We start from the raw sequence: 23724 nt of genomic DNA, 5'->3' as shown, positions 1-23724 counted from the left end.
GCGCCCGCGCCGCGCCGATGGGAAGTGTTTTCAGGCTTGACATTAAAAGGGAGTATTTGTAGATTGTCAACAACATGCAGAGAACAGAAGGCAAAGTTCGAGGCGCGATGACCATGATGGGTGGCGACCACCCGGCCGCCTCGGGCTGCGGCGTGGTTTTTATCAGGCGGTCAAAAAAGCGCGGCTACATTCGGGCTGCGGCACGGCAACCTCATCCTCACTGATACGACACCCGATGCGCCCCTTCTGGATCGAACAAGCGCTGCTCAACGACGGCGACCTCGCCCCCGCGCTGCAAGGCGCGACGCAGGCCGACGTGTGTATCGTCGGCGGCGGCTTCACGGGCCTCTGGACCGCGATCCAGGCGAAGCAGCAGCACCCCGCGCTCGACATCGCGATCCTCGAAGCCGACCTGTGCGGCGCCGGCGCGAGCGGCCGCAACGGCGGCTGCCTGCTCACGTGGTCCGCGAAATTCCTGACGCTGCGGCGGCTGTTCGGCGAAGCCGAGGCGATCCGGCTCGTGAAGGCATCGGAAGCGGCCGTGCAGCACATCGCCGATTTCTGTCGCACGCACGCCATCGATGCCGAACTGCGGCTCGACGGCACGCTGTACACCGCGACGTCGCGTGCGCAGGTCGGCACGCTCGCGCCGGTGCTCGACGCGCTCGCCGCGTGCGGCATCCACAGCTACGAGCCGCTGCCGCCCGCCGACATCGCACGCCGCTCGGGCTCCGCGCGCAATCTCCACGGCGTCTACTCGCCGATCGCCGCGACCGTCCATCCCGGCAAGCTCGTGCGCGGGCTGCGCCGCGTCGCGCTTGCGATGGGCATCCGGATCTACGAGCGCACGCCGATGCTCGACTTCACGCCCGGCCAGCCGGTCGTCGTGCGCACGCCGTCCGGCAGCGTGAGCGCGGGCAAGCTCGTGTTCGCGATCAACGCGTGGATGGCGAGCCGCTTTCCGCAGTTCGAACGGACGATCGCGGTCGTGTCGAGCGACATGGTCATCACCGAGAAATGTCCGGATCTGCTGGAGCAGACCGGGCTGGTGGACGGCGTGTCGGTGCTCGATTCGCGGATCTTCGTGTACTACTACCGCACGACCGTCGATGGCCGGCTGATGCTCGGCAAAGGCGGCAACACGTTCTCGTGGCGCAGCCGCATCGCGCCCGTGTTCGACCGCCGCTCGCCGTACGAGGCGCAGCTCACGCGCAGCCTGCGCGAATTCTTCCCGTCGCTGGCGGGCGTGCCGATCACCGCGAGCTGGAACGGGCCGTCGGATCGCTCGGTGACGGGTTTTCCGTTCTTCGGCCGCCTCGACGATGCGCCGAACGTGTTCTACGGCTTCGGCTATTCTGGCAACGGCGTCGGGCCAACCTACATGGGCGGGCAGATCCTGTCGTCGCTCGTGCTCGGCCTCGACAACGCGTGGACGCGCAGCCCCATCGTGCGCGGCCCGATCGGCCATTTCCCGCCGGAGCCGATCCGTTATGTCGGCGCGCACGTCGTGCGCAACGCGATTCGTCGCAAGGAGCGCGCGGAGGACGAGAGCCGGCAGCCGTCGGCGGTCGATACGTGGCTCGCGAAGTTTGCGAGCGCGGCGGGGAAGGCGGATAAGGCTTGAGATGTTCGCCGCTGACGGCATCAAGCATCGCCCTGTTGGCGGATGAGTGTGGCGATTCAAAAAAGGGCTTATGTTCCTGGCGATTTGCAGATCGGTCCAGATGGCAAGAATCGCCATGTGATTGCTCCGTCAAGGAGCATGCCCCTTGACAAATACAAGAGGCTTCTTCAAGAAATGGCCATGTCCGCCACGCGGGAATTCAGCAAAAAACAGGAGTTCCATATGGAAACCATGAAACTCGAACTAACAGCCAGCCAGGTCAAAATCGTCCTCGAAGCGCTTGCCGAAACAGACAAGCACTGGACCGAGATCTGCAACACGTCCGACGACGAGGACGCCATGGCCGATTACGGCAACGACCTCGTCCTGCTGCGAATCGTCAGAGACGAAATCACCCCAAAGGCGATCGCCGCATTCGGCTCCGACATCGTCAATTGTGACCGGGGCTGAACCCGTCCGGTACGGCGAAGAAAGCGAACCTCGCTTAAACAGGAAAGGGCACCGATCAATCGTATCGGCGCCCTTTCGTCATCGCTCTACCGGCCACACGTCCCGCGCCCGTTACTCACGCGCCCGCCCTCTCCCGCTCGGCCTTTCCCGCCGGAGCCGATTCGCTATGTCGGCGCGCATGTCGTGAGCAATGCGGTGGGAGGCAGGAAAGGCCTGCGGCTAGCCCGCACCATCACGTCGCCAGCTTCTATAGAACAAGTCCAATTCCTGATGCCGCGTTTGTTCCGAAACTAGACATTCCCCACGAAAACAATCACGTACCAATAAGACGATTCCCATCTAAAATAAAGCTTATAAAGCAGAATACCGTACTACGCATTTTATTTTTGTCATTTCATTATCTCGATTTTATTATCATAAACAACATGATAGGATTTCAATGACACAAAAAATAGGAATCCCATTTTCCCTCCATGCACGCATCAACAACCATTGAAATCTTGATTAGCGACTCCCGCTCTATCTCAAGAGGGTCACAGTTCGGACATACAGCGATTGCAGTCGATGGAATCGTATATGGCAGAGCGCACCCAGGATGGGACGTCGATAACATCGCGAACTACCTAAACCGCCAGCAGACCAAGATGCAACGCGATACGATCGGCTATCTCCTCCATACATCCAAGGACGAGAAAAGGATCATCGTTTCCGAAATAGAAAGACGGCGACACGAAAACAAGCCATACTCTCTCGTCGACAATAATTGCTCATCGAACATAGCCGAAATACTTGGCAAGGCTGGCATTCTGGCTTACGACCCAAGGTGGCAACTCCCGGGTATCATCCCTCCTGCGGATTTGATGATCGGTCTGCGCCATTCGAAACGCCTGATTGGAATCCGACGATATCCGAAGAAATGACACGCCTCCTGCTATTGGCCGCACTCGCCGCGATGATCAGCGCGTGCTCGAAATACAAAGATGAGGAATGGACGGCACTTCAGGATATGCCTGCGTTTGCCGAACCTAACGACGACAGGACCCAGCCGATCTTCACGATCAGGAAAGGCGAGTCCTGTGTTCCGCTGACGGATCGTGTTGCCAAAATCTACGCATACACGCAAGTGGACTGCAAATCCGGCACGGGGTGGGTGCTGGATGATGCCTTCGATAAACGACACCGCAAATAATCGCCTGCTGGCGATCGTTGCATTTGGCCCGGGCCATGTCGATTCCGAGCAAAGCTAAGCCCGGCCGGCATAACGGGCGGACGGCCCGTAACCGAACGACGCGCAACGACACGCACCGCGTCCCCTTACGTGCCCGCCCTCTCCCGCGCCGCCTTACCCGTCACCGGCAGCCCCTGCTCATGCATGCGACGCATCCGCGCGAGACCATGCGCGACGTGCTCGCGCACGAGCGCGACGGCCTTGTCCTCGTCGCCGGCCGCGAGCGCCCGCACGATCTTGTCGTGCTCGGCCGCCGACACCGCGATCGCATCCTCCTCGGCCTCGATCGCCGCCTGACGCAGCAGGCCGAGCTGGCGCACGAGCCGCCGGTAGGTATCGGTGAGATGCGTATTGCCGACGCCGACCACCATCGCGTCGTGGAACTGCACGTTCAGCTCGGTATAACGCGTGACGTCGTGCGTCTTCGCGGCGCCCTTCATCGACTGGGCGATGCCCTTCAGCACCTTCAGCGTCTCGGGCGAGATGCGCTTCGCGAGTGCGCGCGCGACCGATTCGTCGAGCATCGCGCGCACTTCGTAGATTTCCTCGGCCTCGCGCAGCGGCACGACACGCACGGTCACGCCGCGGTTCTTCTCGTTGCGCAGCAAGCCGGCCTGTTCGAGCCCGCGGAATGCCTCGCGCACCGGGCCGCGCGACACGTTCAGCTTCGTCGCGATATCGACTTCGTTGAGCTTTTCGCCGGGTGCGTATTCGCCGGACACGATCGCGCGCTCGAGCATGTCCTGGACGATCATCGCGAGCGACTGGCTTTGCAGGAGTTCGATGGCGCTGAGCGCGTTCGGGGCAGTCATGGTCGGGCAGGCAGCGGGGCTGCAGGCGAAAACGAGGGCGCCATGTCGGCGAGTGGTCGTTGTATACCTCTCACCCCGCCAAATTGTCAACAGTTTTCAGTTTCCAAAAGCCAGTCCGGCGTACGACTCACATTCGCAATCGCCATGCAACCGGCACGCGGCGGTCGCGCGATGCGGGCGAACCCTCCCGCGTCGCGCGCCACCGCCTGCACAGCCGTCAGGCCGTACGCTTCACCGGACCCGGATCGCTGTGGCTCGGCCGACCCGTTTCGACGTGGCCCGCGAAGCGGCGCACGACCTTGTCGTCGCCGCCGCGCAGCGTCGTCGCGGTGATCGTCAGATCGTACCAGCCGTGGCTCGACGACAGCTCGAAGTGCGCGTCGACGCGCTCGCCCGGCTCCAGCATGTACGTGCGTGCATGTGCATGGCTGTACGCGTTGTCGACCGACACGCGGCACGTCGCGCGTCCGCTGTTGCGCAGTTGCAGATACACGTGGCGATTGCGCACGTCGTAGCCGATCTTCGCTTCGGGGTTCGCGTGGCGGCCGTCGGCGGCGAGCCGCGTGTTGCCCTGGAATTCGCACAGATAGCCGTTCGGGCCGTAGGCGGCCAGATGATAGTCGCCGCGCGCGGCCGACGTGCTCCACGTATCGACGAAGCGGTCGCGCGCGGACACCGCGTAGCGGCGCGGCGGCGTCGCCGGGTTGCGGCGGTCGTACACGTAGAACGCGGCGCCCGCGTCGGCGGTGTTCGCGAAGTCGAGCGACACGGTGTCGTCATGCGCGCCGACGCGGCTGTGCACGAACAGCTCGTACGGCAGCGCGCGCGCCGGACGCGTGCCGGGCTCCTGCGTCGGCATCGACTGCTGCGCGGGCACCTGGTACGCCTGGCCGGCGGTGGCGATGTGCTGCGGCACGGTGAAGCTGACCGTGCGCGTGTCGGGGCGCGCGGAGAAGTCGAACGCCGACGTGAGGTCGCCGCAGATCGACCGGCGCCACGCGCTGATGTTCGGCTCCTTCACGCCGAAACGCGCCTCGAGGAAACGCAGCACCGACGTATGGTCGAACGTCTCCGAGCAGACCCAGCCACCCTTCGTCCACGGCGAGATGATGATCAGCGGCACGCGCGGCCCGAGGCCGATCGGCTGGATGCCGCCCGGGTCGGCGCCCGGCACGAGCGGGCTCATTTCGCCCGGGTACTTGTTCAGGTCGAGCAGTTCGTCGCCGAGGTTCGACAGCAGGTTCGACGACACGATGCCCTGCCCGCCCACGCCGCTCGTGGCCGGCGGCACCGGCGGCACGACGTGGTCGAACAGCCCGTCGTTCTCGTCGTAGTTCAGGATGAACACCGTCTTCGCCCACACTTCGGGGTTCGACGTCAGCGCCTCGAGCACCATGTTGATGTAGAACGCGCCGTCCGTCGGCGACGCCTGCGGATGCTCGCTGTACTTGTACGGCGACACGATCCACGACACCTGCGGCAGCCGGTTGGCCTGCACGTCGGCCTTCAGCTCGGCAAGCGTGTGGTCCGACGCGCCCTTGTCGACCAGCGGGCCGCTCGCGCCTTCCTTCACCTGGAAGCGCTTGAAGAACATCAGCGAGTTGTCGGTGTAGTTGTCGGTCGGGTCGCCCGGGATGCCGGTGCCGCCCTGGTACACCTTCCAGCTGATCTTCGCGTTTTCGAGGCGTTCCGCGTAGGTCGTCCACGTGTAGCCGTTCACGTCGTTGCGTTCGCCGATGCCCGGGCCGTTCGTCGCGCTGCCGTAGACGTTGCGCGAGTCGACCGTGCCGGTCCACAGGTAGATGCGGTTCGGCGCCGTGTCGGCGTGCGCGGAGCAGAAGTACGAATCGCAGATCGTGAACGCGTCGGCGAGCGCGTAGTGGTACGTGAGATCCTGGCGCTTCAGGTAGCCCATCGTCAGCACGTCCTGCTTCTGGTTCACCCACTGGTCCCACTGGCCGTTGTTCCAGGACAGGTGGCCACTGCTCCAGCCGTGATTGGTACCCGGCTGGAATTCGGTCGTCTGCTTCGGATCGAGGTAGAACGGCAGCACGTACGGCGCCTGCGGATCGAGGCCGCGCGAATGGTAGTTCTTCGTGAACACCGACGCCGGCGGCTGCTGCCACACCGGCGCGCCGTTCGGCAGCAGGTGCGGACGCGGGTCGTCGAAGCCGCGTACACCGCGCAGTCCGCCGAAGTAATGGTCGAACGAACGGTTTTCCTGCATGAAGATCACGACGTGCTCGACGTCGCGGATCGTGCCGGTACGATAGGCGGCCGGCATCGCCAGCGCATTGCGGATCGCGGGCGGGAAGCCCGCGTAGGCGGCCATCGCGCCGGCCGACTGCGCGGCGAGGCGCAAGAAATCGCGTCGATTGTTCGAGGACATGAAGAGCACCCTGTGGTCGGTGGGAGTGGAGGCGCCGGGCGAGCGGGGCCGGCGATCTGCGTCGTCGTTATTACCCCGCACCGGCATGTCCCGGCCGTGACCGGTTCCCGCAGGTTTCTTGCCGTCATCCCCAGCTTTTTTTCGAAGTCTCGCACGGCGCGCCTTTCATCCGGCCGACACATGCGTACGCTACGCTGACGCGCGATGAAGAGGGGGGAGAAGCCGAGTCGTGTTCGATCAGCTGAAGGCGTTCCACGCGACCGTCCGGCAGGGCAGCATCACGCGCGCCGCGCGCCACCTGGGCGTGAGCCAGCCGACGATCGCCGCGCAGATCCGGCAGGTCGAGCAACTGTACGGCGTCGAGCTGTTCTACCGCAGCGGCCGCAAGCTCGAGGTGACCGAGACGGGCATCGAGCTGCTGCCGCTCGTCGAGAAGATGATCGCGCTCGAGGCGCAGGCCGACATCATGCTACGCAACATCGGCGGCCTGTTCGAAGGCCATCTGAGGATCGGCGCGACGGGCCCGTACTACATCATGGACGCGGTCGGCCGCTTCTCGAGCGCGCACCCGTCGATCGCGCTCACGTGCCGGATCGGCAACTCCGAGGAAATCCTGCAGGCGCTGCAGGAATTCCGCATCGATCTCGCGGTCTCGTCGCAGCGCAACGACGCCGACGGCCTCGAACGCAAGGTGATCTCGACCGATCCGCTCGTGCTCGTCGTGCACCGCCATCATTCGCTCGCGCGGTTCGATTCGATCGACGCGGCGCAGCTCGCCGACGTGCGGCTGCTGATCCGCGAGGAAGGGTCGGTCACGCGCCGCTGCACGGAGACGATCCTCGCAGCGGCCGGCGTCGCGGCCACGTCGGTTGCCGAGATCGGCAGCCGCGAAGCGATTCGCGAGGCGATCCTGCATGGCGTGGGCGGGAGCCTCTTTCCGCTCGGCGAAGCCGAACGCCATCCGGACTTGCGCGTGATCGCGCTGCGCGGCGTCGACACGACGATCGACGAATACGTGTACTACCTGAAGGCGCGCCGCCAGAGCCCCGCGATCGACGCGTTCCTCGCGTGCATCCTGCCGGGCCGTGCTGAAGCAGCCGGCGCATCCGACCACGGACAACCGGCGCGGCGGGCGAACGCACGCTGAGCCGCCGCGCGTTCACCGCTTCCGCACATGACCTAGCGCTCTTCCCGCGCCTTCCCTCGTTGTTTTCCTCGTGCCTTTCTTCTGTCGTGGCGCCGTGCGTCACTTCGGCAGCGCCGGAATCATCCAGGTCAGCACGTGCTGCTGCAGGAACACCAGCACGCCGAGCAGCAGCGTGAGGATCACGCTGTGCCAGAAGGTGCGCGCGAACACGACGCCTTCCTGCCCTTTCAGGTCCGTCGTCGACACGCCCGTCGCGATATTCTGCGGCGAGATCATCTTGCCCATCACGCCGCCCGACGAGTTCGTCGCGGCCATCAGCACCGGGTCGAGGCCGAGCTGCCGCGCGGCGACGACCTGCAGGTTGCCGAACAGCGCGTTGCCCGACGTGTCGCTGCCGGACAGGAACACCGCGATCCAGCCGAGCGATGCCGACACCAGCGGGAACAACGCACCCGTCGACGCGACGCCGGTGCCGAGCGTATAGCTGATGCCAGAGTAGTTCAGCAGGTACGCGAGGCCGACGATCATCATCACGGTGACGATCGCGATCCACGTCTGCCGCCACGTCTTCCCCACGCATTCGATGAACGCCCCGGGCCCGGTGCGCGTCAGCGCGGCCGTGATGATCGCCGACAGCAGGATCGCGGTGCCCGTGCCGAGCGGCTGGAAATCCCAGATCGCCGCATACGGCTTGTGGTACAGCGACACGTACACCGCGTTGTGCAGGCCCGGCCACTTGATCTTCACGTCGCCGATCGCCGCGATGTTCGCGTGCACCCACACGATCACGACCACCGACACGACGAGCCACGGCAGCCAGCCGCCGAAGCCCGCGCGCGCGGCGCCGGCGGCGGCCGGCACGCTGCGCGCGAGCGCGTATTGCGGATCGGGCTGCGGCTTCCACAGCTGCAGGAAGCCGATCGTCACGATCAGCGACGAGAGCGACGACAGCACGTCGGTGAGCTGGTAGCCGAGGAAGTTCGACGTGACGAACTGCGCGATCGCGAAGCTGCCGCCCGACACGAGCAGCGCGGGCCACAGCTTCGCGATCGAGCGCAGCCCGCCATACGCGCCGACCACATAGAACGGCAGCAGCAGCGCGAAGAACGGCAACTGGCGGCCGACCATCTGCGCGAGCGTCGCGGGCGGCAGCGACGTGACCGCGCCGAGCACGGTGATCGGCACGCCGAGCGCGCCGAACGCGACCGGCGCCGTGTTGAACAGCAGCGTATAGGTGAGCGCTTCGAGCGCGGGGAAGCCGAGCGCGATCAGCAGCGCGCTCGTGATCGCGACCGGCGTGCCGAATCCGGAGATCCCTTCGAGCAGGCAGCCGAACGAGAACGCGACGACGAGCAGCACGAGGCGGCGGTCGTCGGGCAGGTTGTCGAGCATCCACTGCCGGAACTGGTCGAAGCGGCCCGACTTCACCGCGATGTTGTACAGCAGCAGCGCGTTGAAGACGATCCACATCACCGGCACGACCGCGAGCGCCATGCCGGCGCCGACCGCGTTGAACGCGAGCCCGGCCGGCATCCCCCACGCGCCGATCGCGACCGCGAGGCCCGCGACGAGCCCGGCGAGCGACGCCTGCCACGCGGGGCGGCGCAGCACGCCGAGCGCGATCAGCGCGACCGCGATCGGGATCGCGGCGACGAGGAACGACAGGAGCAGCGAGTGCGCGACGGGCGTCAGCGGCTGCGCGAAGACGATGCCGGGCGGGAGGGCGTCGGTGGGGTTCATCGTGTCTCCAGATGTCGACCCGAGTCGGCGCTTCAGCGTCTACTCGGGTCCCATGCCTTGTGCGGTCGACCCGGGTTCGCATGTCGATGCGCCGGGTTCGGTACAAGGCGATGTCCTGCGGTCACGACCACGCTCGGGCGCTTGCGTACGCAACGACGTTGCGCGGCCAACCGATCGGTCGCTTAAAAGAGGTTAGGAGGCGCAACGCGCTTGTACAAGGGGGAGAAGCCCGATGCGGGCGAGCCGATGTAAACCGGCCGCCGCACGATGGCCGGCAGATGGCGCGCCGCTGTCGCGTTCGACAGGCAGCCCGCCGCGGCCGCCTCACCGGTGCGCGCAATGTTGCGCGACCGGAAAAGGTGACTGCCCGCCACGAGGATGTTTCGTTTGGCGTCCGAAGCCTAGACTGGCTGCATCGTTTCCGCCCGCGCCGCCGATGGCGCGGCGGCGGAACCTCACGGAGCCAACACGATGAAGACGATGAAACACGCGGCATGCGCGTGCGTGCTGATCGGCGCGGCGTTCGCCGCTCACGCGCAAGCCGCGTCGACGCTCACCCGCGCGCAGGTCCGTCAGGAACTGGTGGAACTGCAGGCCGCCGGCTACCGGGCGAGCCTCGCAAGCAGTCCCGACTTTCCGCGGAACATGCAGGCGCTCATGCAGCGCGCCGCGCAGGCGCGCGGTGAGGGCGACGCCGCCGGTTACGGCAGCGACGGCCGGGCGCACGGGGAATCAGGCAAGCCGGCGCTGCCGCACGCAGTCGATCGCGGCACGTATGCGCATCACTGACCGGATCACTGATGGAACCGGATGGATCGCGCGGCAGCGGCGCGGCGCACCCTGCGCCGGCCGCATGCGCGACCGTCACACGCTGAAGCGGTTCAGCGTATAGGCGCGATAGGCGGCGACGAACGCGTCGAACGATCCGGCCTCCTTCGCTTCGAGCTCGGCCTGCTCGGCGAGCGACTTCGCGGCAAGCGCCTGCTCGGCGTGCAGCGTCTCGGCCGACGGCGGGCGCGCGCGAAAATGCGCGGCATGCGCTTCGCTCTGCGCGAGCGCGAACGCGAGGAACGACTGACCGTTCTCGCGCATCGTGCGCAGCACGCGCGCGGATGGCGTGCGTTCCGGATCGGCGAGCTTCGCGCGCTGCGCGGCGATCGCCCGTGCATGTTCGTCGCCGCCGCGGATTTCGTCGAGGCGGCGGCCGACGATCTCGATATCGGCCATCAGTTCATCGGCCCACTGCTGCAGCGTGACCGATTGACCTTCGCGCGTCAGCGTGAGGCCCGGCTTGCGGCCGTCCAGCGTCACGCTGCCGAAGTTCGCGTTCGCTTCCTTGTACGCGTCGCAGTCGAGCGGCGCGCTGTCGTCGAGCGCGCACGCGAGCAGGAACGCGTCGATGAAGCGCGCGGTCTCCAGCGCGATGCCGGTCGGCTCGAATGGATCGATGTCGAGGCAGCGCACTTCGATGTACTGCACGCCGCGCGACGCGAGCGCATGCAGCGGCCGCTCACCCGAATACGTGACGCGCTTCGGCCGGATCGTCGAGTAGAACTCGTTCTCGATCTGCAGCACGTTCGTGTTGATCTGGATCCACTCGCCGTCGCGATGCGTGCCGATCGCCTCGTACGCCGGATACGGCTCGCTCACGGCCTTCGACAGCGCGTCGAGATAACCGGGCAGCGTGTTGTAGTCGACGTGCAGCGCGGCCTGGGCCGTCGTGTTCGAGTAGCCGAGATCGCTCATCCGCAGGCTGGTCGCATACGGCCGGTACAGCGTATCGGCGTCGAACGTGTCGAGCTTGTGCGGCTTGCCGCGCAGGAACTTCGTGTCGAGCACCGGCGACGCGCCGAACAGGTACATCAGCAGCCAGCTGCGGCGGCGGAAGTTGCGGATCTGCGCGAGATAGCGTTCCGACTGGTAATCGACGAGCGTCGCCGTCGACTCTTCGTCCGCATGCAGGCGCCGCCACACTTCCTCGTGCAGCGAGTAGTTGTAGTGGATGCCGGCGATGCACTGCATCGTGCGGCCGTAGCGGTACGCGAGGCCGCGCCGGTACACCGTCTTCAGGCGGCCGATGTTCGACGTGCCGTAGTTGGCGATCGGGATCTCGTCGTCGGCCGGCAGCAAGCCGGGCATCGACTCGTTCCACAGCATCTCGTCGCCGAGCGATGCATACACGTAGCGATGCAGATCGTCGAGGCGCTCGAGCGTGAGCGCGGCGTCGCGCTCCGCGGGTGTGATCAGTTCGATCAGCGCTTCGGAATAGTCGGTTGTCAGCGCCGGATGCGTGAGCGCCGAACCGAGCGCACGCGGATGCGGCGTGAACGCGATCATCCCGTCGCGCGTCACGCGCAGGCTTTCCTTTTCGATGCCGCGCAGGCCGTCGGGCAGATGCTGCCGCGTCGGGCCCGAGCTCAGCGCGTCGAGGCGTTTCAGCAACAGTTCGGACTGGCGGTGAGTCATGGTGTTCGACATGGAGACGCAAGTGCGTGACGGCCGCGCGCAGAACGCCGCGCGCGGCCGGCTGGATTGTTGGTCGCTTCGTTGGTAGCGGGCACTTTAACATCTCGCCGAAAGCCGCGCTTGAGGTGGCCGCGAGCACGGCGCGCGGGCCTGAGCGGGCGATCGGGCGGGCCGGGCGCGGTAGCGCTGGCGCATATCGCCGGGTCGGGACGAGGGCGATCGGCACGCCGGTCAGCGGAATTCGTCGGACGAAATGGGAACGGCGAACGGTTGGCGGCAGGTGCAACCGTGTCGCGGAATGGATCGGAAAACGACGCATGCGGAGGCGTCGCACGCGCGGCCTCCGGCCGGTGCCGAAGGCATGGAATCGCCATGACGGGCCGCGTCACGCCGGCACTCGGCGCATGCTGGCACCGCCCGCGCAATGGGTTGCGGTCCCGCCTTCCTGCGGTCGCACCCGGCCGCAGGCCGCCGCGCTTATCCGCCGCGCGCGCCGCCCGCCCGGTCGGCCACCTCGTTCCACAAATGCAGCGCCGCATACGCGCGCCACGGCCGCCAGCCTTCGGTGCGGCGTTTCTGGCTGGTGAGCCGGTCGAGCGCCGGGTCGCGCGCGGCGATCGACTGCATCAGCACGAGATCGGATGCCGGCCACGCATCCGGATCGCGCCATGCGCGCATCGCGATGTATTCGACGGTCCACGGGCCGATGCCGGGCAGATCGAGCCACGCGCTGCGCAGCGTCGCGAGATCGGCATGCGCGCGATCGACCGGCACGTCTCCGGCCGCCACCGCGCGCGCCACGCCGGTCAGCGCGGCCACGCGCTTGCCGGGCATCCCGATCTTGTCGAGATCGCACGCGGCCAGCGCGTCGGGCGTCGGGAAACGCCACGCGGGTGCGCCGTCGTCTTCCGGCATCACGCGTTCGCCGGCCCGCTCGACGAGCCGGCCGACGATCGTCGTCGCGGCCTTCACGCTCACCTGCTGCCCGACGATCGCGCGCACGGCCAGCTCGAACCCCGACCACGCGCCCGGCACGCGCAGCCCCGGCGCGGCCTCGACGAGCGGCGCGAACCACGGATCGCGCGCGAGGCCGCCGCCGATCGCGGCCGGATCGGCGCCGAGGTCGAACATTGTCGCGACGCGCGCGGCGAACGCATCGTCGACGCGACGCGCGACCGCCCCTTCGACGATCGCGATCAGGCAATGCTTGCGCGGATGCTTCTTGACGGTGAGGCGGCCCGCCTCGCCGTGCAGATCGACGATGCGGCGATACACGCCGTCGGCAACCTGCTCGACGCCCGGAATCGCGCGCCCGCTGAAGAAGCGCAGCACGCGCGCCCAGTCGTACGGCGCCTTGTAGCGCAGTTCCATCTGCGCGGACGGCGGCACCAGGCCGCCGTTCCCGAGGGACGTGATCGTTATCGTGTCGATGCTCAAACCGCACTGCCCTCCGTCTCGGCTTCGGCTTCATCGTTGTGAACATGACGCGCCTCGGCCGCGAGCAGCGTCGCCTTGCGGCGTACACCCCAGCGATAGCCGGCGAGCGCGCCGCCCTTTTGCACGACCCGGTGGCACGGAATCGCGAGCGCGACCGGATTCGACGCACACGCGGACGCGACCGCCCGCACCGCGCGCGGCGAGCCGAGCGCCTCCGCGATCTCGGAATAGCTGCGCGTTTCGCCGTACGGGATATGCGTCAGCGCTTCCCACACGCGCTGCTGGAACGCGGTCGGCGCGATGTCGAGCGGCAGGTCGAACGCGTGCCGCGTGCCGTCGAGGTACGCGCGGATCTGCGTGACGAACGGCGCGAGCCGCGCGGACGATTCGACCAGTTCGGCCCGCGCGAATGCGTCCTTGAGTTCGCCGACGAGCAACGCCGCATCGTCGCCGAACGCGATCCGGCAGATGCCCTGTTCAGTGGCGGCGACGAGCACCGTGCCGAGCGACGTCGACGCGGTCGCAAAGTCGATCCGCAGGCCGACGCCCTGGCGACGGAACGCGGACGGCGCCATCCCCAGCTCGCGCGGCACCGACGCATAGAGCCGCGACGGCGAGTTGAACCCCGCATCGACGGCCGCCTGCGTGACCGGCTGCCCGCTTTGCAGCGCCTGCCGGAGCGCGGCGCCGCGCTGCGCGGCCTGGTACTGCCGCGGCGACACGCCGACCACACGCTTGAAGAGCCGCTGCAGATGAAACGGGCTCACGTGCACGGCGTCGCTCAACTGCTGCAACGTGAGCCGCTCGGCCTGCGCGTCGAGCACCGCGCACGCACGATTGACGATTTCCAGCTCGCGCGGCAGCCCTTCCGGCTGGCAACGCTTGCAGGGCCGGAAGCCGGCCGCGCGGGCGGCCGCCGGATCGGCGAAAAAGGACACGTTCTCGCGGCGCGGCTGCCGCGACGCGCAGGTCGGGCGGCAGAACACACCGGTCGTGCGGACGCCATAGAAGAACGCGCCGTCCGCATGCGGATCGCGCGTGGTCACGGCGGCCCAGCGGGCATCGTCGGTCGGATAGGCGGTTTTCATCTGAACCTCGCACTCTCTAGTGTAGATGGTGCCTACTCTAGCCATCGGCACATGCCGTCGCGCCCTGAATCTTGCTCTGTGATTCGTGTCGGCGAATCGGGGCCGTATCGATCGAAATAAATCCGACGAAACCCGCGCGGCGGCCGCTCCGGCGCGGTTTTCGTCATCGTCCCGTCACCGTTTTGCTGCAGTGCGGATGCGACAAATCGCCGTCCTGACGTTTTTTTGCAATCGGAATATTGCGTCGCACCATCGCCGTGTGTATAGTTGGAACTGTCTCCTCCATGTCTCCTCCTGATATGGATTAAGCCCGTTCCGCACTGCGTGAACGGGCTTTTTTTCGTCCGTCGATTGTGTCGCGTGCCGGCCGGCAGCGCAGGCGCGATGCGTCTACACTCGATGCTCGTCGACTGCGAAGGAGTCCCGCCCATGAAGCCCACCATCCGCGGAATCGATCACATCGTGCTGCGCGTGACCGACATGGCGGCAATGACACGCTTTTACTGCGATGCCGTCGGTTGCCATGTGGAAAAGGAGCAGCCCGATCTGGGCCTCGTGCAACTGCGCGCCGGCGACGCGCTGATCGACCTGCTGACGGTCGGCGGCCCGATCGACCGTCCCGACAGCGGGCCGCCCGGCACCGGGCGCAACCTCGACCACCTGTGCCTGCGCGTCGAGCCGTTCGATCCCGACGCACTGATCGCCCATTTCGCCGCGCATGGCGCGCGACCGGGCGCGCCGGCCGAACGCTACGGCGCCGGCGGTTACGGGCCGTCGATCTACCTGTTCGATCCCGAAGGGAACATGGTCGAATTCAAGGGGCCGCCGGCCGCGCTCGGCTGAACGCGGCCGGCGCGCGGGCCCTGACGGCCCCTTACGCGCCCTCGCGCGCCTTCAGCACCGTCCATTCGACCGCGACCGGATCGTGGTCGGCGCTCGAGACCCACGCGGTGCCGTCCTGCACCGTGCACTGCAGGCGCATCGTGCGCGCCGCGAGCCGCCCGAGCGCGGCCGCGACGCCGTCGGCGAGCGACAGCACCTGCACGTTGCGCAGCCGTTCGACCTTGCTGCGCACGCCCTGCCACCAGATATCCGACGTCTTGCCGCCGTACGCGATCACCGTGACCTGCCCGGCACGGCCGGCCGCCTTCGAGATGCGCCGTTCGTCCGGCTGGCCGGCCTCGATCCACACGTCGATCGCGCCCGTCAGGTCCTTCTGCCACAAGTCGGGCTCGTCGACGTCCGACAGCCCCTTGCAGAATTCGAGCCGCTCATGCGCGAACAGCGCGAACGCGACGATGCGCACCATCATCCGGTCGTCGGTTTCCGACGGATGGCGCGCCACCGTCAGCGCGTGATCGGCGTAGTAATGCCGATCCATGTCGGCGATTTGCAGTTCGGCTTTGTAGATCGTGGATTTCAGCGCCATGCGGATGCGGCCCGGGCGGGCATTCGGTTCGGTCGGGCCGTGATGATACCGAATGCGCGCCGTCCGGCGTGCGTCATGCGCCGTTCACAGCGCAACGGCCCGGCATGCGCCGGGCCGTGTTCGGTTCGCGCCGCCCGCTCGTCGGGCCGGCGCGCTCGCGCGTCGTACGACTGCGCGGCGAATGGACGGTTACTGCTTGACGAAGCGCGAATCGGTCCAGAGACCTTGCTGGTCGCTGTTGTCCGCGCTGACGAATTGCACGTCGCCCTGGTCGACCGCCACCACGCGGAAACGCTGGCCTTCCGGCACCGACAGGCAGCGGAAGTCGTCGAAGTACTGCTGCTTCGCCTGCGATTTGCCGTCACGTTCGTGATTCAGTACGGAATCCAGATTGTCTTTCGACAGGCAGCCCCATGCATTCTTCGTCAGCTGGATTTCCTGCTTCGGCTTGACGGCCGAATCGCCGCCGGCCTGCGCAATCGACACAGCGCAAAATGCGCCGAGAAGGGCAAAAAGGACACCGGTACGCTTCGTCATGTTCTGTCTCCAGGCTTGCGGGCACCAGGCCGGGTTAGCTATGTGTTTAAAGGTGATCGTGAACCCACGTTTTTCACTTTAGAAGACCGGTAAACGATAGCAAGCACATTTGTTGTGCGACCGCAATAGCGGCGGATTGTCGCACCCCGTGCGCAGGCGGCTTTTGGCGCGACGGGCGCGCGCGGCAAGCGTCGCCGAATGGCGGATAGGCCTTGGCCGCCGGGCGGAAACCGTTATCCGGCAAGGCTTTCAGCAAAGTTACAATGCATCGATTGAACGGTTTGGATAATCCATTTCGCTATCCGGATCATTTTGATGCGTTGCACATAAAGTCATCCGAAACGATTCGCCTTTACCGCAGTGCGGAATCGCATTTACCTTATACAAGAAAAATGCCAGGTATAAGCGCATCCGTATTTATCCGTAGTTCCCCGCATCCATTCGGCGCCTTGAAGCCCCGTCGCAAGCGCCTTTCGTCCGCGTGGTGTTTACCCTGCCTTATTCGACCCGATTTGCTGGCGCTCGAAATAATCGCGCTGGAAAATGCACATGCGATAAGCGTTGTGATACGCGCCATTCCCGAAAAATTCTTCCTTCAATTCGGCCTCGTGCTGGAATCCGCATTTTTCGTACACGTGGATCGCCGCCGCATTCGATGTATCGACGATCAGGTAAAGCTTGCGCATGTTCAGCACCTTGAACGCGTACTCGATCGCGAGGCGCGTCGCCTGGCCGGCGTAGCCGCGCCCCTGGCACTGCGGCGCGATGATGATCTGGAACTCGCCGCGGCGGTGGATGTAGTCGAGCTCGATCAGCTCGACGAGGCCGACCAGTTCGTCTTGCGCGTCGACCGCGACGAAACGGCGTTCGCGCTGGTCGTGCACGTGGCGGTCGTACAGTTGCGACAGTTCCGAGAAGGTTTCGTACGGCTCCTCGAACCAGTAGCGCATGATCTTCGCGTCGTTGTTCAGCTCGTGGACGAAGCGCAGGTCCTGGCGCTCCAGCGGCCGCAGCGCGAGCGTGTTGGTATCGTTCTGGAGTTGCATGGTCATGTCCTTTTTGAGGCCGGCGCACGTGCGGAACGCCCGCGCGGCGCGGCCGCGTTCGGGCCCGTTTCGCACTGTAAGAATTTGAACGCGGGCGCAGTTCAGAGCCTAGAATGGGAGCAAGGGTTCCTGCCACCGCAAGGAGGCTATCGTGATCGAGCAAGTCATCCTCGGAATTTTCCTCGTGCTGCCGCTCGTCATCGTGGCCGCGCTGTTTTCCGACGAACTCTGGCAGGAGCACCGTCGCCAGCATCCGCGCGACGAGAACGCGCCGCACATCGACTGGAAGCATCCGTGGCGCCGCGTGCGACGCGGGCACTGACTTCGATCACCGCCGATTCGCCGCCCGCGCCGGCCGGGCCATCTGGAACGGGTAACATGCGATGCGGGTACAGCTCTTGCGCTCGATCCCATTCCCGCCCCACCCGCGAGACACCGACGTGAACGACAAGCCCGCCATTCCCCCCCACGATATCCCGAACGAAACGATCGATCTGCAGATCGCCGATGTGCTGGCGGCCGTCCGCTATCCAGCGAACAAGGATGCGATCGTCGATGCCGCGCGCGACGCCGGCGCCAGCAACGAGGTGCTGTCGATGCTCGACGGCCTGCCCGAACAGGACTACGCGGACGTCGACGCCGTCACGCGCTGCGTCGCCGGCAACTTCGGCCCGGGGCTCGGCATTTGAGCGGATGCCAATAACGCGATAGGATCGGGCCGCACCGGTCGCGCCGCGATCGGGATGCGTGCCGCCCGGCGCAAGATCGGGCGCTTCGCACGCGTGTCCGGGGGACTCCATGGAAGGCATCCTGATCCAGCACACGACGCAACGTCAGCTGTGGTTCGGCGGGCTGACGGCGCTCGTCATCCTGCTCACGCTCGGGATCGCCGCGCCGCACGCGAACGTCGCGCTGCCGCCCGTCGAGCCGTTCATGCCGATGTGCGCGCTCACCGTGTTCACGACCGCGAGCATCGCGGCGTTCTTCCTCGGCGCGCAATTCACCGTCACGCGCCAGCCCGTGCTCGGTGCGCTCGGCGGCGCCTACGCGTTCACCGCGCTCGCCGTCGCGCTGCAACTGCTCACCTTTCCCGGCGTGTTCGCGCCGCACGGCCTGCTCGGCGCGCGCCCGCAAAGCGCCGCATGGATGTGGATCTTCTGGCATGCCGGCTTTCCGTGCTTCGTGATGGCCGCGCTGTTCGCCCGCGAGCGGCTGACGCGCGCCCCGGTCGGCGCGAAGGAGACGCGCCGCTGGACGATCGCGCTGGTCGGCGGCCCGGCCGTCGCCGCGGCGCTCCTGTGCGCGATCGCGCTGAACGTGTCGCTGCCGCCCGCGTTCCATCCGCCCCGCGACGCTGCCGTGCTGCCCGTCAACGGCATCGCGCTCGTCGTGTGGATCCTCAATGTGCTCGCGCTCGTGGCCGTACTGGTCACCGGCCGGCTGCGCACGACGCTCGACCTGTGGCTCGCGATCGCGGTGCTCGCGTGCCTCACCGATACGACGCTGAACTTGCTGAGCACGAACCGCTTCACGGTCGGCTGGTATGTCGCGCGCGTGTTCAGCATGTTCACGCCCGGCGTGCTCGTGTGCGTGCTCGCGTGGGAAGTGACGATGCTGTATCAGCAGTTGTTCGAAGCGCACGCGACGCTGATCCGCTCGTCCGCGCGCGACGGGCTCACGGGCGCGTTCAACCGCAGCCATTTCAACGATCATTTCCACACGCTGTTCCTGCAGGCGCGGCGGCAGGGCGAACCGCTGTCGCTGCTGATGGTCGACGTCGACCACTTCAAGGCATACAACGACGCGTTCGGTCACGTGAAGGGCGATGCGTGCCTGATCGCCGTCGCGAATGCACTGACCGGCGCGGTGCGGCGGCCGGCCGATATCGTCGCGCGTTACGGCGGCGAGGAGTTCGCGGTCGTGCTGCCGAACACCGGCGCGCGCGGTGCGCGGGTGGTGGCCGACGAAGTGCGCGACGCGGTGCTGCGGCTCGACCTCGCGATGCCCGACTCGCCGGCCGGACGCGTGAGCGTCAGCGTGGGTTGCGCGACCGTGTCGGCCGACGATCTGTCGACCCCCGACGCGTTGATCGAAGCCGCCGACGCCGCGCTGTATCGGGCGAAGGATACGGGGCGAAACCGGGTCGTCGTCGCCTGAAAACGTCTGTTGTTTGGCCAATTGTTACGGCCATTGTGACCGGAATAATCCGCCGTTACGGATTGCGGCGCGGGGATACGATCGCTTACAGCCCGGGCCGGGGCCGCTCGCTATGCTGGGTTTCATATTGAACCCGAGCAGGTGAACGCGATGAAGAAGGCCCTTTTGCTGATTGCCGGCGTCGCCGTGTTGTTGAGCGGCTGTATCGTCGTGCCGGATGGTGGCGGGTATTACGGTGGGGGTGGGTATTACCATCATCATCGTCATTGGGATTGATAGAGGTGACGGTCCGGACGCTCGAGGCGCGCATCTTTGTGGGCTGATCTTCGATCAGTCATGCCTCGACCGTCGTCCAGCATATCGCCCTCGCTGCGGCGAAATTGACAGCGAGAAGTTCGAAAGGACCCGACGTGTCGGCACCGCCCCGGTGGACATCAGCGGCACGAGCGTCGTGGCGACCCACAGACGCCCATTCCACGAAACGTTAGGCCTCTCCTCGAGTTCGTGGTTTAGATGCGGGCTAACGCTCGCTCCAACTGCCTTGCCAAGAAGAATTTTAAAGAGCGCAGTTCCTGCGGGTATCGACTTACCCATCGGCGATCTCATGCGCCCAGCGCGCTTAGATGGCCGGGAAAGTTCAAAGAATATTTCGTCTGAAACTCAACCATCTGGATAATCATTTCAAACTAGTTCGATTGATTTCCGGGGCATGAGCACGTTAGCGTAACAGGCATTACGCATACCGCCCAACATCAACGGAGCTAAAGCAGAAATGCCATCAGATCTGGATAAAATTCCCTACTTCACAATAAATAAGTTCATTTGGAAATGGAAATTTCATGACGGCGCAGATGGGTGCAAAATCGTTCCAAACATCGCGCTTTCCATGGATAAGCCTGCACCACCGCTTCCGATACTACAAAAACCGAAAGTAGCCGAACCCAAGCATGCATCCACCGAGCCAAAGCGCGACTCGCTTGACAAAATGGTTGATGGTTTGGAGAGGGTCGGCAAGTCGCTGGCACGCTTTCAAGCATGGCTCAATGCCCCCGATTCTCCCAAACCCACCATCGTGAAACTAAAAAGGGACGATTCCGTACCAGCGTTCGATATCCAGGAAATTCCCGCAACAATGCGCAAGATATACCTCCCGACATCTGCCGCACTGATGGAGCGATGGTTTTCCGGAAAATTAAATTACTCGCGCACCTCTTCGGACGAAGAGGTGGAAATCAATCAAGACGGACTATCATACCCCTCCGACATGTACGACATGTCCACCGTTAAATTGGATCAAAGGGAATGTTTACTATCCAGTGGAGAACAGCGATTTTAGAAGATGGTCTGAAATGCATGACAGAGGTGGCGACTTTATCATCTACTCCGACAAAAGATACATTCCAATCTCCCCATTCATAAAAATTCGGCTATGATCAAAATCAACAACAAATCATGACGAATTGTTCAAAAATTATCTGCGCACTGCTCTTTGCGGCACTGATCGGCATCTTTGCCTTTGACAGAACCCCTCAAGGGGAAGAATGTAGAAAATCGACATCTCCAGATGGAATATATATTGCCGACCTGTGCCTTTTAGCCTGGGTTCCGGGTGGAGATTCTCGGTACGTTGGCCGCGTATACCGCGCGCAAACCGGAAGGTTACTAGCTCAGCACACATTTAACACACCTACTCCCGAAATTTCCTGGAATAGCTATAGCGATGCCTACGTGGCCTTTTCAAAAGGCGACGGCGGAGATGATTCTGTATATATACCGCTTCCGCCAGCGTTCATCGATCGGCTGCTAGCGGCACGTCCGCGCCTGTAAAGCCACTGTTGCAACCTGGTCGGCAGTCGTCACGCGGATGCAGACATGCGCTATAACCGGGCAATGGCCGTGCCATTCCCGGCCTGCAATCCTTTTCGTTTCTATTTCCCAATACAAAACCTGCTGAAAATCACCCCCAGCAGATCATCCGACGTGAACTCCCCGGTAATTGCATTGAGCTGCTCCTGCGCGAGCCGCAGCTCTTCGGCAAACAGATCGAGTGACTGCGCGCGCTGCTCCGCGTGATCCGCCGCCTGCGCGAGATGTTCCTGCGCGGCCCGCAGCGCAATCAGATGCCGCTCGCGTGCGAGATACACACCCTCGGCGCCCGCCTGCCAACCCGCAATCCGCAGCAGCTCGGCACGCAACATATCGATCCCGTCGCCGCGCTTCGCCGACAGGTGCACCTCGGTCAGATCGCCTTCCGCCGCCGGATGCTCGACGCACGCCGGCACGCCGGTCAGATCCGTCTTGTTCAGCACGCGCACCACCGGCACGCCGGCCGGAAACCGCGCGGCGATCGTCCCGTCGTCCGGCGTCATCCCCGTGCGCGAATCGAGCAGATGCAGCACGACATCCGCACGCTCGATCTCGCTCCACGTGCGTGCAATGCCGATCCGCTCGACTTCGTCTTCCGTCTCGCGCAACCCGGCCGTATCGATGATGTGCAGCGGAATCCCTTCGACCTGGATCGTCTGCGCGACCTTGTCGCGCGTCGTGCCGGCGATCGGCGTGACGATCGCCAGCTCGGCGCCCGCCAGCGCATTCAGCAGCGACGACTTGCCGACGTTCGGCTGCCCCGCCAGCACGACCGACAGCCCTTCACGCAACAGCGCCCCCTGCCGCGCGTCGCCGAGCACGTGTGCGAGTTGTTCGCGAATCCTCGCGAGCTTGCCGCGCGCGTCGGCCGCTTCGAGGAAGTCGATTTCCTCCTCCGGAAAATCGAGCGTCGCCTCAACCAGCATCCGCAGCGTGATCACGTCCTCGACGAGCGCATGGATCTGCCGCGAGAACGCGCCGTCGAGCGAACGCCCGGCCGAGCGCGCGGCCGCCTCGGTGCTCGCCTCGATCAGGTCGGCGACGGCCTCGGCCTGCGCAAGGTCGAGTTTGTCGTTCAGGAACGCGCGCCGCGTGAATTCGCCCGGCTCCGCGAGCCGCAGCCCGAAGTCGCGCCCTGCATCCAGGCAACGCTGCAGCAGCAACTGCATCACGATCGGCCCGCCATGCCCCTGCAGTTCGAGCACGTGCTCGCCGGTATACGAATGCGGCGCCGGGAAATACAGCGCGATCCCGCGGTCGAGCGGCGCGCCGTGCGCGTCGAGGAACGGCACGTAGCTCGCATGGCGCGGCGCGAGTGTCTGCCCGCACAACGCGTCGACCAGCGGCAGCGCGGCCGCCTCGCCGCCGCGCCCGAACGACACGCGGACGACGCCGATGCCGCCCCGGCCGGCAGCAGTGGCAATGGCGACGATCGGATCGGAATCGGTAGCGAGCATGGCAATCAGAGCAATCGGGTAATCAGCGAGTCAATGGTGCGCCCGCGCAACAGTTCGGGCAGAGGAACGCCGGCATTGTAGCGTGCGGGCTCATCAGCCACCGGCCGCGGCGCCCGATTCGGACTCGCCCGAATTTATCCCGCCGGGGATAAGCTAAGTATCAGTCCAGCGTGATGAGCCACCCGCCATTTCGGACAAGTATGTTTGCTGGAGCGGCTCGACACTGCGTCCCTCAATTTCATCCACCATCCTGATCCCGGTCGGGATTCGTCCGAATGAGATATGTTTATCCTATATGGTTGTCTGAAATGCGGCGATGAAATTGCACAATCTCCCCCATGCCGACATCCGAAGAAAAAGCCGCGTTCTCGGAACGCCTGAAATTCGCCCTGCGGCGCAGCCCGGAGAAGGTCACGGGCGCGACGGAGCTGGCGAACCGATTCAATCTGCGTCACCGCGGAACGCACCCCGTTTCGCCGCAAACCGCGCACAAATGGCTGACGGGCCGCACGATCCCGACGTCGGACAAACTCGAAACGCTGGCCGAATGGTTGCGCGTTGAAGTGCACTGGCTGCATTACGGGCCGTCGCCGAGCGTGGTCGAACATCCGACGCCGCAACCGCTGCCGCGCGACGAACGCTATCCGCCGACGCCCGAGACGATTGAACTCGCATCGAAGATCGAGGCGCTGTCTCCACACCAGCGCTACCTCGTTCAGGAACTCGTCGAGCAGTTCTACGGCGATCCGAAACTCGAAGCGAAGAAGGCCTGAGCGACAGCCACCGCACGCGCCGTCACCGTCACCGGGAAACAAAAAGCCGCATGGTCGCGAACCATGCGGCTTTTTTTG

At 65.1% G+C, this 23724-nt stretch carries 23 protein-coding genes; 13 read left to right on the top strand and 10 right to left on the bottom strand.

What is annotated here, in order from left to right; translation table 11 throughout:
* The first annotated feature begins 235 nt into the window (after positions 1-235).
* The 4 genes from HWX76_RS28340 to HWX76_RS28325 all read left to right on the top strand — a co-directional run bounded on the left by HWX76_RS28340 (position 236) and on the right by HWX76_RS28325 (position 3263).
* Complete coding sequence (locus HWX76_RS28340) at positions 236-1624, top strand: FAD-dependent oxidoreductase (protein WP_124631130.1); 1389 nt, start codon at positions 236-238, stop codon at positions 1622-1624.
* Positions 1625-1672: 48 nt separating this feature from the next.
* Entirely contained in the window at positions 1673-2074 is a 402-nt protein-coding gene (locus HWX76_RS36820; protein ID WP_244138026.1) for a hypothetical protein, read from the top strand.
* Between the two features lie 473 nt (positions 2075-2547).
* Entirely contained in the window at positions 2548-2994 is a 447-nt protein-coding gene (locus HWX76_RS36975; protein ID WP_124631129.1) for a DUF4105 domain-containing protein, read from the top strand.
* On the top strand, positions 2991-3263 hold the full coding sequence (locus HWX76_RS28325) for a hypothetical protein (protein ID WP_124556212.1): 273 nt from the start codon (positions 2991-2993) through the stop codon (positions 3261-3263). Before HWX76_RS36975 ends, HWX76_RS28325 begins: the two co-directional genes overlap by 4 nt.
* A 125-nt stretch (positions 3264-3388) precedes the next feature.
* On the opposite strand, the gene HWX76_RS28320 is transcribed toward HWX76_RS28325, so the two are convergent.
* Both HWX76_RS28320 and HWX76_RS28315 read right to left on the bottom strand, forming a co-directional pair.
* The gene (locus HWX76_RS28320; RefSeq protein WP_124593544.1) at positions 3389-4114 is read right to left on the bottom strand and encodes a phosphonate utilization associated transcriptional regulator; all 726 of its coding nucleotides are present in this window, start codon (positions 4112-4114) and stop codon (positions 3389-3391) included.
* A gap of 217 nt (positions 4115-4331) precedes the next feature.
* On the bottom strand, positions 4332-6503 hold the full coding sequence (locus HWX76_RS28315; protein ID WP_176016693.1) for a phospholipase C, phosphocholine-specific: 2172 nt from the start codon (positions 6501-6503) through the stop codon (positions 4332-4334).
* Between the two features lie 229 nt (positions 6504-6732).
* On the opposite strand from HWX76_RS28315, the gene HWX76_RS28310 reads away from it, so the two are divergent.
* Positions 6733-7650, top strand: coding sequence for a LysR family transcriptional regulator (locus tag HWX76_RS28310; RefSeq protein WP_050011102.1), 918 nt, complete (start codon positions 6733-6735; stop codon positions 7648-7650).
* 99 nt (positions 7651-7749) lie between these two features.
* Here the strand turns inward: HWX76_RS28310 and HWX76_RS28305 are convergent, their stop codons facing one another.
* Positions 7750-9390, bottom strand: coding sequence for an L-lactate permease (locus HWX76_RS28305; protein ID WP_050011101.1), 1641 nt, complete (start codon positions 9388-9390; stop codon positions 7750-7752).
* A gap of 471 nt (positions 9391-9861) precedes the next feature.
* Between HWX76_RS28305 and HWX76_RS28300 the strand changes: the two genes are divergently transcribed.
* The gene (locus HWX76_RS28300; RefSeq protein WP_050011100.1) at positions 9862-10179 is read left to right on the top strand and encodes a DUF4148 domain-containing protein; all 318 of its coding nucleotides are present in this window, start codon (positions 9862-9864) and stop codon (positions 10177-10179) included.
* A 75-nt stretch (positions 10180-10254) separates the two neighbouring features.
* Here the strand turns inward: HWX76_RS28300 and gshA are convergent, their stop codons facing one another.
* The 3 genes from gshA to ada all read right to left on the bottom strand — a co-directional run bounded on the left by gshA (position 10255) and on the right by ada (position 14381).
* Positions 10255-11868 (bottom strand): glutamate--cysteine ligase, encoded by a 1614-nt coding sequence (gene gshA, locus HWX76_RS28295; RefSeq protein ID WP_176016692.1) that lies wholly within the window; start codon positions 11866-11868, stop codon positions 10255-10257.
* 465 nt (positions 11869-12333) lie between these two features.
* On the bottom strand, positions 12334-13293 hold the full coding sequence (locus HWX76_RS28290; protein WP_176016691.1) for an AlkA N-terminal domain-containing protein: 960 nt from the start codon (positions 13291-13293) through the stop codon (positions 12334-12336).
* Positions 13290-14381, bottom strand: a complete 1092-nt coding sequence (ada, locus tag HWX76_RS28285; RefSeq protein WP_176016690.1) for a bifunctional DNA-binding transcriptional regulator/O6-methylguanine-DNA methyltransferase Ada — start codon at positions 14379-14381, stop codon at positions 13290-13292. The genes HWX76_RS28290 and ada overlap by 4 nt, the downstream gene beginning before the upstream one ends.
* A gap of 429 nt (positions 14382-14810) precedes the next feature.
* On the opposite strand from ada, the gene HWX76_RS28280 reads away from it, so the two are divergent.
* Entirely contained in the window at positions 14811-15224 is a 414-nt protein-coding gene (locus HWX76_RS28280; RefSeq protein ID WP_006498690.1) for a VOC family protein, read from the top strand.
* A 31-nt stretch (positions 15225-15255) separates the two neighbouring features.
* Here HWX76_RS28280 and HWX76_RS28275 read toward each other — a convergent pair whose 3' ends face one another.
* From HWX76_RS28275 to speG, 3 genes are all read right to left on the bottom strand, one after another.
* The gene (locus tag HWX76_RS28275; protein ID WP_050011096.1) at positions 15256-15810 is read right to left on the bottom strand and encodes a YaeQ family protein; all 555 of its coding nucleotides are present in this window, start codon (positions 15808-15810) and stop codon (positions 15256-15258) included.
* Positions 15811-15999: 189 nt separating this feature from the next.
* On the bottom strand, positions 16000-16347 hold the full coding sequence (locus tag HWX76_RS28270; RefSeq protein ID WP_050011095.1) for a hypothetical protein: 348 nt from the start codon (positions 16345-16347) through the stop codon (positions 16000-16002).
* A gap of 488 nt (positions 16348-16835) precedes the next feature.
* Entirely contained in the window at positions 16836-17393 is a 558-nt protein-coding gene (speG, locus tag HWX76_RS28265; protein ID WP_050011094.1) for a spermidine N1-acetyltransferase, read from the bottom strand.
* A gap of 151 nt (positions 17394-17544) precedes the next feature.
* On the opposite strand from speG, the gene HWX76_RS28260 reads away from it, so the two are divergent.
* The 5 genes from HWX76_RS28260 to HWX76_RS28245 all read left to right on the top strand — a co-directional run bounded on the left by HWX76_RS28260 (position 17545) and on the right by HWX76_RS28245 (position 20886).
* A complete protein-coding gene (locus HWX76_RS28260) occupies positions 17545-17715 on the top strand; it encodes a hypothetical protein (RefSeq protein ID WP_006489933.1) in 171 nt (56 codons plus the stop codon).
* A 118-nt stretch (positions 17716-17833) separates the two neighbouring features.
* Complete coding sequence (locus tag HWX76_RS28255; RefSeq protein WP_050011093.1) at positions 17834-18082, top strand: DUF2795 domain-containing protein; 249 nt, start codon at positions 17834-17836, stop codon at positions 18080-18082.
* Between the two features lie 109 nt (positions 18083-18191).
* Positions 18192-19550 carry a sensor domain-containing diguanylate cyclase gene (locus HWX76_RS28250; protein WP_176016689.1) on the top strand — a complete coding sequence of 453 codons (1359 nt, stop codon included), beginning with the start codon at positions 18192-18194 and terminating at the stop codon, positions 19548-19550.
* Positions 19551-19700: 150 nt separating this feature from the next.
* Complete coding sequence (locus tag HWX76_RS36970) at positions 19701-19826, top strand: hypothetical protein (RefSeq protein WP_256097665.1); 126 nt, start codon at positions 19701-19703, stop codon at positions 19824-19826.
* 496 nt (positions 19827-20322) lie between these two features.
* A complete protein-coding gene (locus HWX76_RS28245) occupies positions 20323-20886 on the top strand; it encodes a DUF6402 family protein (RefSeq protein WP_124631123.1) in 564 nt (187 codons plus the stop codon).
* Between the two features lie 592 nt (positions 20887-21478).
* On the opposite strand, the gene mnmE is transcribed toward HWX76_RS28245, so the two are convergent.
* Positions 21479-22873, bottom strand: coding sequence for a tRNA uridine-5-carboxymethylaminomethyl(34) synthesis GTPase MnmE (gene mnmE, locus HWX76_RS28240; protein ID WP_176016688.1), 1395 nt, complete (start codon positions 22871-22873; stop codon positions 21479-21481).
* A gap of 338 nt (positions 22874-23211) precedes the next feature.
* Here mnmE and HWX76_RS28235 point away from each other — a divergent pair, with 338 nt between their 5' ends.
* On the top strand, positions 23212-23646 hold the full coding sequence (locus tag HWX76_RS28235) for a transcriptional regulator (RefSeq protein WP_050018236.1): 435 nt from the start codon (positions 23212-23214) through the stop codon (positions 23644-23646).
* The last annotated feature ends 78 nt before the right edge of the window (positions 23647-23724 follow it).

Origin of the sequence: Burkholderia sp. BCC0398 (genome assembly GCF_902833245.1) — a bacterium.
Taxonomy (GTDB): Bacteria; Pseudomonadota; Gammaproteobacteria; order Burkholderiales; family Burkholderiaceae; genus Burkholderia; species Burkholderia sola.
Note: the sequence above shows the minus strand (reverse complement) of the source record. Positions and strands in the feature narration are given on the sequence as shown.